Raw genomic sequence first — 14715 nt, forward strand, 5'->3', positions numbered from 1 at the left:
GTTTGACGTTCAGGCCTACCCTGCTGGTCGCCCTCGCGGCGTTTTCGGCCTGCGCCCATGCAGCGGCGGCGGAACCCCGCGCACAAATCCGGGGCGACATGGACGGCGATCTGCGGCGGGCGCTGGAGCGGGCCGTGGGCGAGGTTGACGGCGCGCCGGCCAGCCGCTTCGAGGCCCGTCGTCGCGCCGAGAGCGCCGTGACCTCGGCGACCGCCCTGCTGCGGTCCGAAGGCTACTATCAACCGGTCGTCGAAGACATCGTCGAGGGTGAGGAGACGCCGATCGCGGTGGTCGCGGTCGAACCGGGGCGCCGTTTCCTGCTGACCGATCCAACGATCCAGTGGGCCGATCCAGCGCCGGAGGCCGAGGCGGCGGACAAGGCGAAGACTGCGATCGCGCTGAAGGCGGGCGATCCAGGTAGAGCGGCAGACGTCATATCCGGCGAAGGTCGGGCCGTGGCGGCGTTGGTGCGTGACGGCTATGCCGACGCCAAGGCCAATCCGCGCCGTGTCGTGGTGGATCACGCGGCCTTCACCGTCGCGCCGGAGTATCGCATCGCTTCCGGCGCGCTTGTGCGTCTGGACGGCGTGCGTCTGACAAGCCAGGGCCGCACTAATCCCGCCTGGGTCGCGGGCCTTGCGCCGTGGAACGAGGGCGATCGCTACGATCCCGAGATGGTCGCGGAGCTAGAACGCCGGCTGCTGGACACCGGCGTCTATGACGGCGTCAGCGTCGCGTTGTCGCCGCTGGACCAGATTACCGCCGATGGTCATCGCCCCGTCGTGGTCAGCCTACAAGACCGCCCCCGTCGCGTGCTGGAGGCCGGCGCCACCTGGTCGACGGCGGAGGGTGCGGGCGTGGATGTGATCCAGACCCGCTACAACCGCTTCGGCCGCGCCGACACCCTGAGGCTGGAGGCTAGGCTGGCCGACATCGACAGCCGGATCGGCGCCGACCTCTCCCTGCCCCACTGGCGTCGCCCCGGCCGGACGCTGAAGCTGGGCGCGGCAGTCGTCAACGAAGACACCGACGCCTATCTGCGCACCGCCGTGGTTCTGTACGCCGACCTGCAACAGCGGATCGGCAAGACCTCCTATTTCAACTACGGAATCGGGCTGGACGCCGGGCGCTACAGCGAAACCCGCTACGACTTCACCACCCTGCCCCCGCAGAGTGTGACCTTCGACCGTGATCTGGCCATCATCACCGCGCGGACCAGCGCCTACATCGACCGCTCCAACGATCCGCTGAACCCGACCAAGGGCTGGCGGGTCAATCTGGCGGTTCAGCCGACGGCGGTGACCGGCGAGAGCAACATCCTATTCCTGCGCACCGAAACGCAAGGCACCGCCTATTTCCCCGTCGCGGGTGATCGCACCATCCTGGCCGGGCGCATGAAGATCGGCTCCATCGTCGGCGGCAGCGAGCTGAACGTGCCGGCCGACCGTCTGTTCTATTCCGGCGGCGGGGGTTCGGTGCGGGGCTATTCGTACCAGAACGTCAATCCGCAACTGCCGGACGGCACGCCGCGGGGCGGTCTGTCGCTGTTCGAAACTTCGTTCGAGGTGCGCCAGTCGATCGGTCAGAGCTTCCAGGCCGTCGCTTTCGTCGACGCCGGCTCCGTGGGCTTTCAGGAGACGCCGAACCTGACCAACATGCGTTACGGCGCGGGTGTGGGCGTGCGCTACATGCTGCCGTTCGGACCAATCCGGGCGGACGTCGCCATGCCGCTGAACAAGCGTGAGGGCGATTCCGCCTTCCAGATCTACATCAGCATCGGGCAGGCGTTTTGACCGATACACCGCCCGAAGCCACGCCTGAAGACGCGACGATGCCGGCCAAGGCCGCGCGGCCCGCCAAGCCGCGTCGCGGGCTGATCAGACGCATCGCCCTGGGCGTGGGCGTCGTGCTGGCCGGACTGCTGGTGCTGATCGCCGCCGCCCTGGTCGGAGGGCGTTACTACATCGCCTCGGACGGCGGTCGCGACATGGTGCTGCAACGGCTTCAGGACCTGAAGATCAGCCGCTACGCCCGGCTGAAGGTCTATGGGCTGAAGGGCGATCTGCTCAGTGATTTCACCATCGATCGCATCACACTGGCCGACAGTCAGGGCATCTGGCTGGAGGCGAACAACCTCAGCATGGACTGGTCGTATCTGGCCCTGCTGGGCCGCAGTTTCCATGCGAACGACATCAAGGCCGAGACCATTCGCGTCCTACGCCGTCCTGTGGTCGAGCCGCCCACTGGCGAACCGCCCAGCCCTCAGCCGATCTCGGTCCGCATCGACAAGTTCGCGGCCAACATCGAACTGATGGAAGGTTTTTCCAAGGAATACGGCCGTTGGAGCCTGTCGGGGAACGCCAGCCTGCCGCGCGCCGGGGCCAAGAGCGCGACGGTCAACGCCGACAGCCTGAACCGGCCGGGCGACTTCCTGCGTCTGGCGGCGACCTTCGGCGGCAAGCTGGAAGACACGCGCCTGAATCTGCGCGCCAATGAGGCTCAGGGCGGACCGCTGGCGGGGGCCTTGGGCTATTCGCCGGATCAGCCGTTCTCGGCGGTCGCGGTTCTGAACGCGGATGTCGTCAATGCGCGGGTTCAGACGGGACAGTTCGTCCCCCTGATCGTCCAAGGCCATTTCGGCGACAAGGGCTCTCGCGTCGCGGGCTTCGCCGACTTCAGCAACTCGGACCTGCTGGCGCCCTTCGTCACCAAGATCGGCCGCACCGCGCGGTTCGGCTTCGCCATGGTTCCTACGCCGGACAAGGCCAGCCAGGGCGTGGCGTGGAAGCTGATTTCCGACAACGTCCAGTCCGAGGCGCGCGGCCTGATCCGCAACTCCGATCGCAGTTCGCCCGATGGAATCAGTCTGAATATTCAGACGGCCTCGCTGAGCCGGCTGGTCGGGTCCGATGTGGCGGGCCCAGCGGCCTATTCCGGCCTGTTCAAGGGTGACGCCCAGACCTGGACGCTCGATGGCCAGGTCACCCTGCTGAACGCCAATGTCGCCAGCTATCGCGCCACGCGCATCGCCGGACCGTTGAACGTCGCGGTCAAGAACGGCCGGATTGATCTCGACGGCGACATTCGCGCGAACGGCGGATCGGGCGAAGGCATCATCGGCGGCCTCTTGGGTCCCGCCCCACGCGTGCAGATGAAGGCGGCGCGGATGAAGGATGGCGCCATCCTGCTGACCAAGGTCGATCTGCAGGGCCAGGGCCTGACGCTGAACGGCTCGGGCTCGCGCAATCTGCTGGGCGGGATGAACTTCCGCGGCGAGGCGCAACTGACCGACGCCAGGCGCGTGCTGCCCGATGCGCGCGGCGCCTTCGGCGGTCCGATCCGGGCTTCGTCGGCGCGGGCCGGCGCGCCGTGGGTGCTGAACTTCGACGGACGGGGCCGCAATCTGACGGTGGGTCTGGACGAACTGGATCGCCTGCTCGGCAAGACGCCGCGCCTGCAACTGGCCGGCAAGCTGAACGGCGGACGCATCGAGGTCGAGCGCGGTGAACTGACCGGCGCGGCCGGTCGCGCGGGGGCCAAGGGCATTATCGAAACCGCCGGCAAGCTGAGGCTGGCGCTGGACTGGAACGCGCGTGGCCCGTTCGCGGCCGGGCCGGTCGAGATCGGCGGCGACATGAACGGACGCGGCGCCCTGACCGGCACTCTGGCCCAGCCGCGCGTCGATCTGACCGCCGGCTTCCAGCAGGTCACGGCCGGCGCGCTGACGCTGAACAACGCCGATCTGACGCTGAGCTTCCGCAAGGGCGCAGATGCGTCGGACGGCCGGATTTCGGTGGTCAGCGGCTCGAACTATGGTCCGGCGCGCGCCTCGGGCAACTTCTTCCTGGGCGGCAAGCGCATTCGGCTCAGCGATCTGGACGTGGACGCCGGCGGCGTGACGGCCCGGGGCGCCATCGCCCTGTCCGACAGCATTCCCTCCAGCGCGGACCTGACCTTCTCGGCGCGCGCAGGGGCCTTCCTGGCTTCGGGCGAAGCTAACGGACGGGTGCGGCTGACCGACGGCGGCGGATCGGACAGCGCCATTCTGGACGTCAGCGGTCGCAACGTCCGGCTGGCCGGTCAGAGCTGGATCATTCGTAATCTGGATCTGGACGGGCGCGGCACGCTGAACAACCTGCCCTTCACCCTGGCGCTGGACGTGGGCGGCCCTAACCCGGCCCAGTTCAACGGCACGGGCGTCTATTCGCGTCAGAACACGACGCACCGTCTGACGCTGCGCGGCGGCGGCCGGGTGCGCGAGGTGGCCTTCACGACCCGCAGCCCGGCCTCGATCACCCTGAATGGGGCTACGCGCACGGCGCATCTGGATCTGGGCGTGGGCGGCGGCGTGCTGCTGGCCGACCTGCGTCAAGATGCGCGCGGCGCCGCGATCCAGGCCGACCTGACGCGGGTCGATCTGGGCTCCATCTCGCCCGAACTGCGCGGCAGCGTAACCGGTCAGGTCGCGCTGCGCGGCGCCGGCAGCGATCTGTCGGGCACGGCCAATATCGCGCTCCAGAACGTGCGCAGCATTGATGCGCCGCGCGGCCTGGCCGTCGACGGACGCGTTGACGCAACACTGGCGGGCGACCGGCTGAGCATCAAGGCGACGGCGGTCGACGAAGGCGCGGTTCAGGCGTCCGCCGATGTCGTCCTGCCGGTCGAGGCCTCGGCCGCGCCGCTGCGCCTGGCCATCGCCCGGACGCGCGAAATGTCGGGCCGGGTGTCGATCAACGGACAGATCCAGCCGATCTGGGACCTGTTCCTGGGCGGCGACCGCAGCCTGGCGGGTCAGGTGGCGGGTCAGGCGACGATCGGCGGGACGCTGAACGCACCGCGTCTGAACGGCCGGTTCGATCTGAGCCAGGGCTCCTATCGCGAAAACGCGGTCGGCCTGGTGCTCAGCGACCTGACGCTGCGGACCCGGTTCGACGACACCGCCGCCCAGATCGAGACCTTCACGGCCAACGACGGCAAGGGCGGCACGGTGTCCGGCCAGGGCCGCATTGGCCTGCGCCAAGGCTCCGGATCGAACGCGCAACTGATGCTGAACCGGTTCCGGGTCATCGACAACGATATCGCCGAGGCGCGCGCCTCGGGCCCGATCACCATCGTTCGCGGCGCCGACGGCAATATTCAGCTGGGCGGCCGCATCGACATCGACGAGGCCAAGATCGAACCGGAACTGCCCGGCGCCACCGGCATCGTCTCGATGGATGTGGTCGAGATCAATCGTCCCGGCGGCGATCCAGAGGAGACCGAGCAGAAGGCGCGCGGTCCGCAGATCGGCATGGACATCGTCCTGCGTTCCAGCGGCGGCAAGGTGCGGGTCAACGGTCGCGGCCTGAACGTGATCCTGGACGTGAACGCCCGGGTGCGCGGCACGATCGCCCAGCCGCAACTGACCGGCACGGCCAATGTGGTGCGCGGCGATTATGAGTTCGCGGGCAAGCGGTTTGTATTCGACGACACCGGGCGCGTCACCCTGTCGACCGATCCCAAGCAGATCCGTCTGAACCTGGCGGCGACGCGTGAAGATGCGGCCCTGACCGCTTCGATCAACGTCACCGGAACGGCCGCCGAGCCCAAGATCGCCCTGACCTCGACCCCATCCCTGCCCCAGGACGAAATCCTGTCGCAGGTGCTGTTCGGACGTTCGGCGTCGCAGCTGTCGGCCTTCGAGGCGGCCCAGCTGGCGGCCGGGGTCGCGGCCCTGGCGGGCGGCGGCGGGTTCGACGTGATCGGCAACCTGCGCGAACTGGCGGGTCTGGATCGGCTGTCCTTCGGCGGCGACGCGTCAGCGGTCACGGTTGCAGGCGGTCGCTACATCACCGACGACGTCTATCTGGAGGTCATCGGCGGCGGTCAGAACGGTGCGGCGGTCAAGGTCGAATGGCAGCCTCGGCGCAACGTCGCCATCGCCTCGCAGTTCGGCGGCCAGGGCCAGACCAGCCTGTCGATCCGCTGGCGTCACGAAAGCCGCGAGGCGGGCGACCGTCGTCCGAACCGGGGTGGTCGCAACCGCTAGGCCGCTGCGTCGGATCTGTCGCTAGAGGACCTCCAGCACCCGCTCCACGGGTCGGCCGATGACGGCGCCTTTGTCGGTTTCGACGATCGGACGTTCAATCAAAATCGGCTGAGCGATCGCTGCGGCCAGGATGGCTTCGTCATCTGCGCCGGCGTCCAGCAGCGCCTTGGCGTCAGCCTCCTTTTTACGCAGCAGGCCGGACAGTTCGAGGTCTGTTTTGGACGCCAATCGCTGCAGCGTCTCGCGGTCCCATCCGGTCTTCAGATATTCGACGACCGTCGGCTCGACGCCCTGTTCGCGCAGCAGGGCGAGGGCGTTGCGCGACGTGCTGCATTTCGGGTTGTGGTAGAGGACGACCGACATCAGGCCTCCTGCTTCAGACGATGCAGCAGCATGGCGCCCTGCAGCGACGCGACATAGATCACGCCCGACACGATCATGGCCGGCCAGGTCGTCAGGTTGATCCACAGCGGCAGGTCCGGCGATGGCAAGGTCCCCAGCAGCCGCATCCCGAGATTGGCCACCACGCTATAGGCGATCAGCGCCAGCATGATGATCGGTATGGCGCGCGTCATCATGCGCCACTGAACCACCGCCACGACCCCATAGAACAGGACGGAGAAGATCGCGCCCGAGGCGATGGCGAACGGCCAGATGACCGTCATCATCTCCTGCTGCATGGCCAACTGATCCGCCGACAGACCCATCCTGGCGTACTCCGCGCTCATCGCCGTCTCGAACCAGCCCGAGGTGAACATCCACCAGGTCGGGATCAGGCCGACGATCAGGGCGATGACCAGGCCGATCACCATCGAGCGTGCCGAACGCTGGGCCTCGGCCATGCCGCGCGGCAGCTTCAGCGGGTTCATGGCGCGGAGCCAGAGGTCGATCTTATTGCGTGTCATGGGGCCCTCGTTTCGAGCGGAACCTAGCGGTGATCGGCGACGACTTACAGGCCCCGACCTTCACCTTTGAGGTCGAGGCGTCTAGGGTCCGGCCGATGCGGATTCTGACCTCGGACCAGGCCGTCCTCGACCACGTCGCCGCGCGACGCGAGACGATCATCGGCCGCACCATCGACTGGGCGAACATCAACTCCGGCAGCCGCAACGCCGCCGGGCTGAATGCTGTGCTGGATGTTCTAGAAGCGGCGGCCGGCGCCCTTCCCGCCCGTGTCGAACGCCTCCCGACGCAGGGTTCGACCACCGTCGCCGACGACGGGTCGGTGCGGACCGAAGCCCATGCCGACGCGCTGAAAATCACCGCCCGGTCGGAGGCCGCGATCCAGGTCGTGCTGACCGGCCACTATGACACCGTCTTCCCTGCCGACAGCCGGTTTCAGACCGTCACCACGCGCGCCGACGGCGCCCTGAACGGGCCGGGCGTCGCCGACATGAAGGGCGGCATCAGTGTGCTTCTGTCCGCGCTGGAGGCGTTCGAGACCCATCCAGACAAACACGGCGTCGGCTGGACCGTGCTGCTGAGCCCCGACGAAGAAATCGGCTCGCCGGCGTCTGCTCCGCTGCTGGCCGAACTAGGCGCGCGTGGCCATGTCGGCCTCACCTATGAACCGGCACTGGCGGATGGCACACTGGCGGGGGCGCGCAAGGGCAGCGGCAACTATCATCTGATCGTGACGGGTCGCGCCGCCCACGCCGGCCGCGCCTTCGACGAAGGCCGCAACGCGGTGGCCGGCGCCGCCATCATCGCCGCCGCCATTCACGGCCTGAACGGTCAGCACGAGGGCGTCACCGTCAACGTCGCCAAGATTTCGGGCGGGGGCGCGTTGAACGTCGTCGCCGACAACGCCGTGGTGCGGTTCAACGTCCGGGTGCCGGACAAGGCCGCCGCCGACTGGATCGACGCATCCGTACGGGCCATCGCCGCGACACCGCCGTTCGACGGCCTGACACTGGATCTGCACGGCGGCTTCACCCGCGCGCCCAAACCGATGGACGCCGCCCAGACCGCCCTGTTCGAAGCGGTGAAAGAGGCGGGCGCCCTGTTGGGCCAGCCCATCGCCTGGAAACCGTCGGGCGGGGTGTGCGAGGGCAACAATCTGCACGCCGCCGGCCTGCCCAATATCGACACCCTGGGCGTCCGCGGCGGCGACATCCATTCAGATCAGGAGTTCGCCTGGCCCGACAGCTTCGTCGAGCGCGCCCAACTCAGCGCTCTGATCCTGTGCAAGATCGCGTCGGGAGAAATCGATGCGGCCAAACTGAAATCCCTGCGGATGGAAACCCTTTAGAATGCTCGTCGTCCGTCCCGCCGGCCCCGCCGATCTCGATCATCTGCTGGAACTGGCCATCCTGTCCGGCCCCGGCTTCACCAGCCTGCCTGAGGACCCCGACGCCCTGGCTGATCGGCTGGAGCTGAGCCAGGCGAGCTTCGAGGGTCGCGTGCCCTGGCAAGAGGCCTGGTACACGCTGATGCTGGAGGACGGCGACACGGGCGACATCGACGGCGTCGGCTCGGTCAAGGCGACGGTGGGGCTGAAGCGACCCTTCTTCTCGTTCCGCGTTGTCAACAACACCGTCCAGTCGCCCTCCTTGGGGGTGAAGCTGGATCATCAGACGCTGGTTCTGGTCAATGAATGCACGGGTTGGACCGAGGTCGGGTCCCTGTTCCTGAAGGCGGATCGGAGAAAGGGCGGCGCGGGCCGTCTGCTCAGCCAGTCGCGATATATGCTGATCGGCGCCCAGCCCGAGCTGTTCGCCGACAACGTGTTGGCGGAGTTGCGCGGCGTCTTCACGCCCGACGGCGCCTGCCCGTTCTGGGACCATGTGGCGCACAAGTTCTTCCCGATGGAGTTCGACCACGCCGACCGGATGACCGGCTCGACGGATAAGCAGTTCATCCTGGACCTGGCGCCGCGCCACCCGATCTATACCGAGTTGCTGCCCGAACCGGCCCGCGCGGTGATCGGCAAGGTCCATCCGCAAGGCGTGCCGGCCATGGCGCTGCTGGAAAGCGAGGGCTTCCGGCCCAATGGTCTGGTCGACATCTTCGACGCCGGTCCGACCGTCGCCTGCGGCCGCGACAATATTCGGACCGTGCGCGACGCCCGGCGCCTGACGGTTCAGATCGTCGAGGGCGTCGAGGCAGAGTTGCCGGCCCTGATCTCAACCGACAGCGTCGCCGCCTTCCGCGCCGTTCGCGCCAAGGCCGACATCGATGGCGACGCCGTTCGCCTGACCGCCGAAACCGCCGCCGCGCTCAAGGTGCGCAGCGGAGACACTGTGCGAGTAAAATCATGACCTGTTTCACCTCCACCGATCCCGCCACCGAAGCGACCAACTGGGAGGGCGAGGCCGCCAGCCCGGCTCAGGTTGAGGCCGCCGTCGACGCCGCCCGCACCGCCTTCCCCGCCTGGGCCGATGCGCCGCGCGCCGACCGTATCGAGGGCGTCAAACGCTATCAGGCCGTCCTGAAAGACCGCGCGCCCCAGATCGCAGAGGCCATTGCGCGCGAGACCGGCAAGCCGCTGTGGGAGACCAAGACCGAGGCCGCCGCCATGATCGGCAAGGTGGACATCTCGATCCGCGCCTATGACGAGCGCACCGGCGAACGGACCAGCGACACGGCGTTCGGCCGCGCGACCCTGCGGCACCGTCCGCACGGTGTGGCGGCGGTGCTTGGCCCGTTCAACTTCCCCGGCCATCTGCCGAACGGCCATATCGTCCCCGCCCTGCTGGCGGGCGACACGGTCGTCTTCAAGCCGTCGGAAGAAACGCCCCTGGTCGGTCAGGTGATGGCCGAAGCCTTCGCCGCCGCCGATCTGCCCACCGGCGTGGTCAATGTGGTCCAGGGGGGGCGCGAGACGGGCGCGGCCCTGCTGGACGCCGGCATCGACGCCCTGATGTTCACCGGCTCGGGCGCGGCGGGCGCGCATTTCCGCAGAAAGTTCGCCGACGATCCGCATGTCATCCTGGCGCTGGAACTGGGCGGCAATAACCCACTGGTCGTGTGGGACGCAGCGGATGCCGAGGCCGTCGCGGGCATTGCGGTTCAATCCGCCTTCATCACCACCGGCCAGCGTTGCTCGTGCGCGCGTCGCCTGATCGTGCCGGAAGGACCGCAAGGCGATGCGATCATCGAAGCCATCGCCGCCCTGTCCGACCGGCTGATCTTCGGCCCCTGGGACAGCGATCCCGAACCGTACGCCGGCCCGCTGATCTCGGCGCGTGCCGCCGAGGCGGCGCTGAAGGCGTTGCAGGACCGGATCGACATGGGGACCAAGGTCATCCGCGCGTCGGGGCCGGTCGCCAACCTGCCTGGCGCTTTCGTCAAGCCGGCCATTATCGACGTGACCGGGATCGACGTGCCGGACGAAGAGATGTTCGCTCCCTTCCTTTCAGTGACGCGCGTCGGGTCGTTCGAGGCGGCGATCCAGGCGGCGAACGCAACCCGCTACGGCCTGTCCGCCGGTCTGGTCAGCGATGATCCGAAGAACTGGGACCACTTCATCCGCCGCATCCGCGCCGGCGTGGTCAACTTCAACCGCCCGACCACCGGCGCCGCCGGCGACATGCCGTTCGGCGGCTTGGGGGCCAGCGGCAACCACCGGCCCAGCGCCTATTACGCTGCTGACTATTGCGCCTATCCGGTCGCCAGTTTCGAGGCCGACGCCGTCGCCAACATCGAAGGCGAGATCAAGGGATTGCGATGATCAGCGCTGTGGAGGCCAACGCCGACGGTCTGATCGGGCCGACCCATTCCTACGCTGGTCTGTCGCCCGGCAATCTGGCCTCCAGCCTGAACAAGGGTGAGGCGTCCAATCCCCGCGCGGCCGTGCTTCAGGGCCTCGACAAGATGAAGACCCTGGCCGACCTGGGCCTGCCCCAGTTCGTCCTGCCGCCGCATGAGCGACCGAATATCCCCTTCCTGCGGACCCTGGGTTTCACCGGCTCGGTCGCCCAGGTCCTGGAGCGGGCTTGGCGGAGCGCGCCCTCGTTCGCCGCCGCCGCCTGTTCGGCCTCGCCCATGTGGGCCGCCAACGCCGCGACCGTGACGCCCAGCGCCGACGCCGCTGACAGCCGGGTGCATTTCACGCCGGCCAATCTGCACACCAATCTGCACCGCAGCCTGGAGCACCGGCAAACCAAGCGCGCCCTGGACGCTCTGTTTCCCGACGCCAGCCGGTTCGCCGTCCACGACGCCCTGCCCGCGGTCGCCCATCTGGCCGACGAAGGCGCCGCAAACCACGTTCGCCTGTGCGCCGAGCATGGCGGTCGCGGCGTCAATCTGCTGGTCTGGGGTCGCGAGGCGTTCGAGCCTTGGGACGGCCCCTTCCCCGCCCGTCAGACGCGCGAAGCGTCGGAAGCCATCGTGCGCCGCCACGAGGCCGGACGGCCGGTCCTGGCCCAGCAGTCCCGCGCCGCCATCGCCGGCGGCACCTTTCACAACGACGTGGTCTGCGTCGGGGCGCTGGATACCCTGTTCTTCCACGAGTTGGCGTTCGAGGACACGGCCGCAACCCAGGCTGCCATTCGCCGTGCGGCCGATGGCCTGTTTGAGCCGATCTTCGTCGAGGTGTCGTCCGCCGACCTGCCGCTGGCCGACGCGATCTCGAGCTATCTGTTCAACTCCATGCTGATCCAAGTCCCGGGCGAGGATCGCCTGACCCTGATCTGCCCGACCGAGACCCGCGACAACCCACGCAGCCATGCGGTGGCGCAAGCGCTGGCCGCCTCCAACGGTCCGATCGGTCGGGTGCAATATGTCGACGTGCGCCAGTCGATGCGCAACGGCGGCGGACCGGCCTGCCTGCGCCTGCGTGTCGTGCTGACTGAGGCCGAGCTTGCGGCGACGAACCCGGCCATGCGCCTGACCGACGAACTGCATGCGCGTCTGTCGGACTGGGCCGGGCGCTGGTACCGCGACGAACTGCGCCCCCCCGATCTGGCCGACCCCGACCTGCTCACCGAGAGCCGGGGCGCGCTGGACGAACTGACGACGATCCTGAACCTAGGAACCGACTTCTACCCCTTCCAGAGAGGCTGATACGGCCATGACGACCACAGCGCCCATGAGCCCCGCCCGCCGATTGAGAAATATCGTCGGCGGATCGGCCGGCAATCTGGTGGAGTGGTTCGACTGGTACGCCTATGCGGCCTTCACCCTGTATTTCGCGCCCGTCTTCTTCCCCAGCGAAGACCCGACGGCGCAACTGCTGAGCGCCGCCGCCGTCTTTGCGGTGGGCTTCTTGATGCGGCCTATCGGGGCATGGATCATGGGGGTCTATGCCGACCGCAAAGGTCGCAAGGCGGGGTTGACCCTTTCGGTGACCCTGATGTGCACCGGTTCGCTGATCATCGGCGTGACGCCCGGCTATGCCACGATCGGCCTGGCGGCGCCGGCGCTGCTGCTGTTCGCGCGGCTGTTACAGGGGCTGAGCGTCGGCGGAGAATACGGATCCAGCGCCACCTATCTGTCCGAAATGGCCGAGCCGCATCGCCGAGGCTTCTGGTCCAGCTTCCAGTACGTCACCCTGATCTCGGGTCAATTGATCGCCCTGCTGCTGTTGATCGTGCTGCAGAACACGCTGAGCGAGACGGCGCTGGCCTCGTGGGGCTGGCGCATTCCCTTCTTCGTCGGCGCGGGCCTGGCGGTCGTCGTCTTCTGGCTGCGTCGCCGTCTGGACGAGACGCATAAGGCGACCGAGGCCAAGGACGCCCCGAAATCCAGCGCCGTGCAGCTGATCCTGAAACACCCGAAAGAGGCCTTGATGGTGCTGGGCCTGACGGCCGGCGGCACCTTGGCCTTCTACACCTACACGACCTACCTCCAGAAGTTCCTGGTCAATACGAGCGGGTTCTCCAAGAACACGGCGACCGAAATCAGCGCGGCGGCCCTGTTCGTCTTCATGCTGCTTCAACCGGGGGTCGGCGCGCTTTCGGACAGGGTGGGACGGCGCCCCGTGATGATCGCTTTCGGCGTGCTGGGGGTGTTGTGCACCGTACCCATCATGACGACCCTATCGACGGTCGAAAGCCCTTTCGTCGCCTTCCTCTTGGCGCTGGTCGGTCTGGTGATCGTGTCGGGCTACACCGCGATCAATGCGGTGGTGAAGGCCGAGCTGTTTCCCGCCCACATCCGCGCCCTCGGCGTCGCTCTGCCTTACGCCATCGCCAATGCGGTGTTCGGAGGCACGGCGGAATATGTGGCGCTATGGCTGAAGGGCGCGGGCGTCGAGAGCGTCTTCTTCTGGTACGTGACCGGGATGATCGGGCTGTCGCTGCTGACCTTCATCCGCATGCGCGACACCAAGCACAACAGTCTGATCACGCACACCTAACGCCGATCAGGCCGCGAACCGCCCGCCGCGCTGGGCGTAGGCCTGGGTGCCGCGGGTGGAGACGTGGTCGGTCGGCAGGACGGTTTCGATGGCGAGGTCGTCCTTGCCTTTCAGCGCCGCATAGACCGGGCCGAAGTCCTTGAGAGTCTCGTCCTTCAGAGCTTCCAGGCTGTCGATGACGAAATAGACCTGCTGGAAGTCGTCGATCCGGTACAGGGTCCGCATCACCCGCTCCAGGTCGAAACCCAGGCGGTTGGGCGACGGATCGTCCAGAGCAAAGACGCTCTCGGTCGCCGAGGAGACGATGCCGGCGCCGTAGATGCGAAGGCCGTCCGCCTCCTTCATCAGACCAAACTCGACCGTGTACCAGTACAGGCGCGCCAGGTTCGGCAGCATCCCAAGGCCCGCCGCCCGCTGACCGCCCTTGCCATAGGCCTCCATGTAGGCGGCGAAATCGGGGTCGGTCAGCATCGGCACGTGGCCGAAGACGTCGTGGAAGATGTCGGGCTCTTGGAGATAATCCAGCTGGTCCGGCTTGCGGATAAACTGGCCCGAGACGAAGCGGCGATTGGCCAGATGGTCGAAAAAGACCTCGTCCGGCACCAGGCCCGGCACGCAGACAACCGTCCAGCCGGTCAGGGCCTGAAGCTTGGGATTGATCACGTCGAAGTCGGGAATGCCGCCCGCGTTCAAATCCAGCGCGTCCAGTCCCCGCATGAAGGCGTCGCAGGCGCGACCGGGCAGGATCTTCATCTGCCGGGCGTAAAGCGTGTCCCAGGTCTGGTGCTCGACCTCGGTATAGGCGGCCCAGTTCTGGGGAATGGTCCAGTCGGCGGCCGCGCCCTCGGGCGGCTTTTCGAAGACGTGTTCGAAGTCGGACATGGCGTATTCCTCTTTTGCCGCCATCCTAGCCCGGAGCCGCCACGGCTTCCAACCGTCAGTGCAGACGTTCGTCCAGCGGTGCGTGGTGGCCCATGCCGTCGGTGGTGAACCACCGCTCGGCGTCGTCGGGCAGCAGCACGGAATCGCCGTCTTCAAGTGCACCTTCGGCCGCATAGGCGACAAAGCCGCCATCCTCTCCCAAAGCGAAGACGCGGTAGAAGGGCTGGTCCGGTCTGACCAGGCCGCTTTCACCGGCCGGTCCCTCATAGGCGTGATCCACATCCATCACGACGCCACGAAAGGCGTCGTCGCGGTGGCGGACGATCTGGCCAATGGCGAAACGTGCGGTCTGAATGCGGGTCATCGCACTTCATACAAATCAGCGCATGACCCCAATGCCTGCCGGTCTGTTCATCTTCCTGACAGAATGGCTTGGCGCGGACGATCCTGGCGGGTTAGGCTGACCAGGACGGGCGCCGCTTTGGACCGCCCACAACGGATGACG

11 protein-coding genes are annotated in these 14715 nt (G+C 67.4%); 7 read left to right on the forward strand and 4 right to left on the reverse strand.

The genetic code is table 11. The features are described from left to right. Positions 1 to 2 precede the first annotated feature (2 nt). Positions 3 to 1793 carry an autotransporter assembly complex family protein gene (locus GGC30_RS06975; RefSeq protein WP_153923229.1) on the forward strand — a complete coding sequence of 597 codons (1791 nt, stop codon included), beginning with the start codon at positions 3 to 5 and terminating at the stop codon, positions 1791 to 1793. After that, positions 1790 to 6028: a translocation/assembly module TamB domain-containing protein gene (locus tag GGC30_RS06980; protein ID WP_153923230.1), complete on the forward strand. Its 4239-nt coding sequence runs from the start codon at positions 1790 to 1792 to the stop codon at positions 6026 to 6028. Before GGC30_RS06975 ends, GGC30_RS06980 begins: the two co-directional genes overlap by 4 nt. A gap of 21 nt (positions 6029 to 6049) precedes the next feature. Here the strand turns inward: GGC30_RS06980 and arsC are convergent, their stop codons facing one another. Both arsC and GGC30_RS06990 read right to left on the reverse strand, forming a co-directional pair. After that, complete coding sequence (gene arsC / locus GGC30_RS06985) at positions 6050 to 6391, reverse strand: arsenate reductase (glutaredoxin) (RefSeq protein ID WP_153923231.1); 342 nt, start codon at positions 6389 to 6391, stop codon at positions 6050 to 6052. Then, on the reverse strand, positions 6391 to 6933 hold the full coding sequence (locus GGC30_RS06990; protein WP_153923232.1) for a hypothetical protein: 543 nt from the start codon (positions 6931 to 6933) through the stop codon (positions 6391 to 6393). The genes arsC and GGC30_RS06990 overlap by 1 nt, the downstream gene beginning before the upstream one ends. A gap of 95 nt (positions 6934 to 7028) precedes the next feature. On the opposite strand from GGC30_RS06990, the gene GGC30_RS06995 reads away from it, so the two are divergent. Genes GGC30_RS06995 through GGC30_RS07015 form a run of 5 tightly spaced genes read left to right on the forward strand, consistent with a single transcriptional unit; the run spans position 7029 to position 13328 of the window. Then, complete coding sequence (locus GGC30_RS06995; protein WP_153923233.1) at positions 7029 to 8279, forward strand: hydrolase; 1251 nt, start codon at positions 7029 to 7031, stop codon at positions 8277 to 8279. 1 nt (position 8280) lies between these two features. Then, positions 8281 to 9288 carry an arginine N-succinyltransferase gene (locus GGC30_RS07000; RefSeq protein WP_055808094.1) on the forward strand — a complete coding sequence of 336 codons (1008 nt, stop codon included), beginning with the start codon at positions 8281 to 8283 and terminating at the stop codon, positions 9286 to 9288. Continuing rightward, positions 9285 to 10700: a succinylglutamate-semialdehyde dehydrogenase gene (gene astD / locus GGC30_RS07005; protein WP_153923234.1), complete on the forward strand. Its 1416-nt coding sequence runs from the start codon at positions 9285 to 9287 to the stop codon at positions 10698 to 10700. Before GGC30_RS07000 ends, astD begins: the two co-directional genes overlap by 4 nt. After that, positions 10697 to 12034 (forward strand): N-succinylarginine dihydrolase, encoded by a 1338-nt coding sequence (astB, locus tag GGC30_RS07010; protein ID WP_153923235.1) that lies wholly within the window; start codon positions 10697 to 10699, stop codon positions 12032 to 12034. Before astD ends, astB begins: the two co-directional genes overlap by 4 nt. 7 nt (positions 12035 to 12041) lie before the next feature. Continuing rightward, complete coding sequence (locus tag GGC30_RS07015) at positions 12042 to 13328, forward strand: MFS transporter (RefSeq protein ID WP_153923236.1); 1287 nt, start codon at positions 12042 to 12044, stop codon at positions 13326 to 13328. Between the two features lie 6 nt (positions 13329 to 13334). On the opposite strand, the gene phhA is transcribed toward GGC30_RS07015, so the two are convergent. Together phhA and hspQ are read right to left on the reverse strand one after the other, a co-directional pair. Then, on the reverse strand, positions 13335 to 14210 hold the full coding sequence (phhA, locus tag GGC30_RS07020; protein ID WP_153923237.1) for a phenylalanine 4-monooxygenase: 876 nt from the start codon (positions 14208 to 14210) through the stop codon (positions 13335 to 13337). A gap of 55 nt (positions 14211 to 14265) precedes the next feature. Continuing rightward, a complete protein-coding gene (gene hspQ / locus GGC30_RS07025; RefSeq protein WP_017504111.1) occupies positions 14266 to 14574 on the reverse strand; it encodes a heat shock protein HspQ in 309 nt (102 codons plus the stop codon). Positions 14575 to 14715: the final 141 nt, after the last annotated feature.

The organism is Brevundimonas sp. SPF441 (assembly GCF_009661015.1).
GTDB classification, from domain to species: Bacteria; Pseudomonadota; Alphaproteobacteria; order Caulobacterales; family Caulobacteraceae; genus Brevundimonas; species Brevundimonas vesicularis.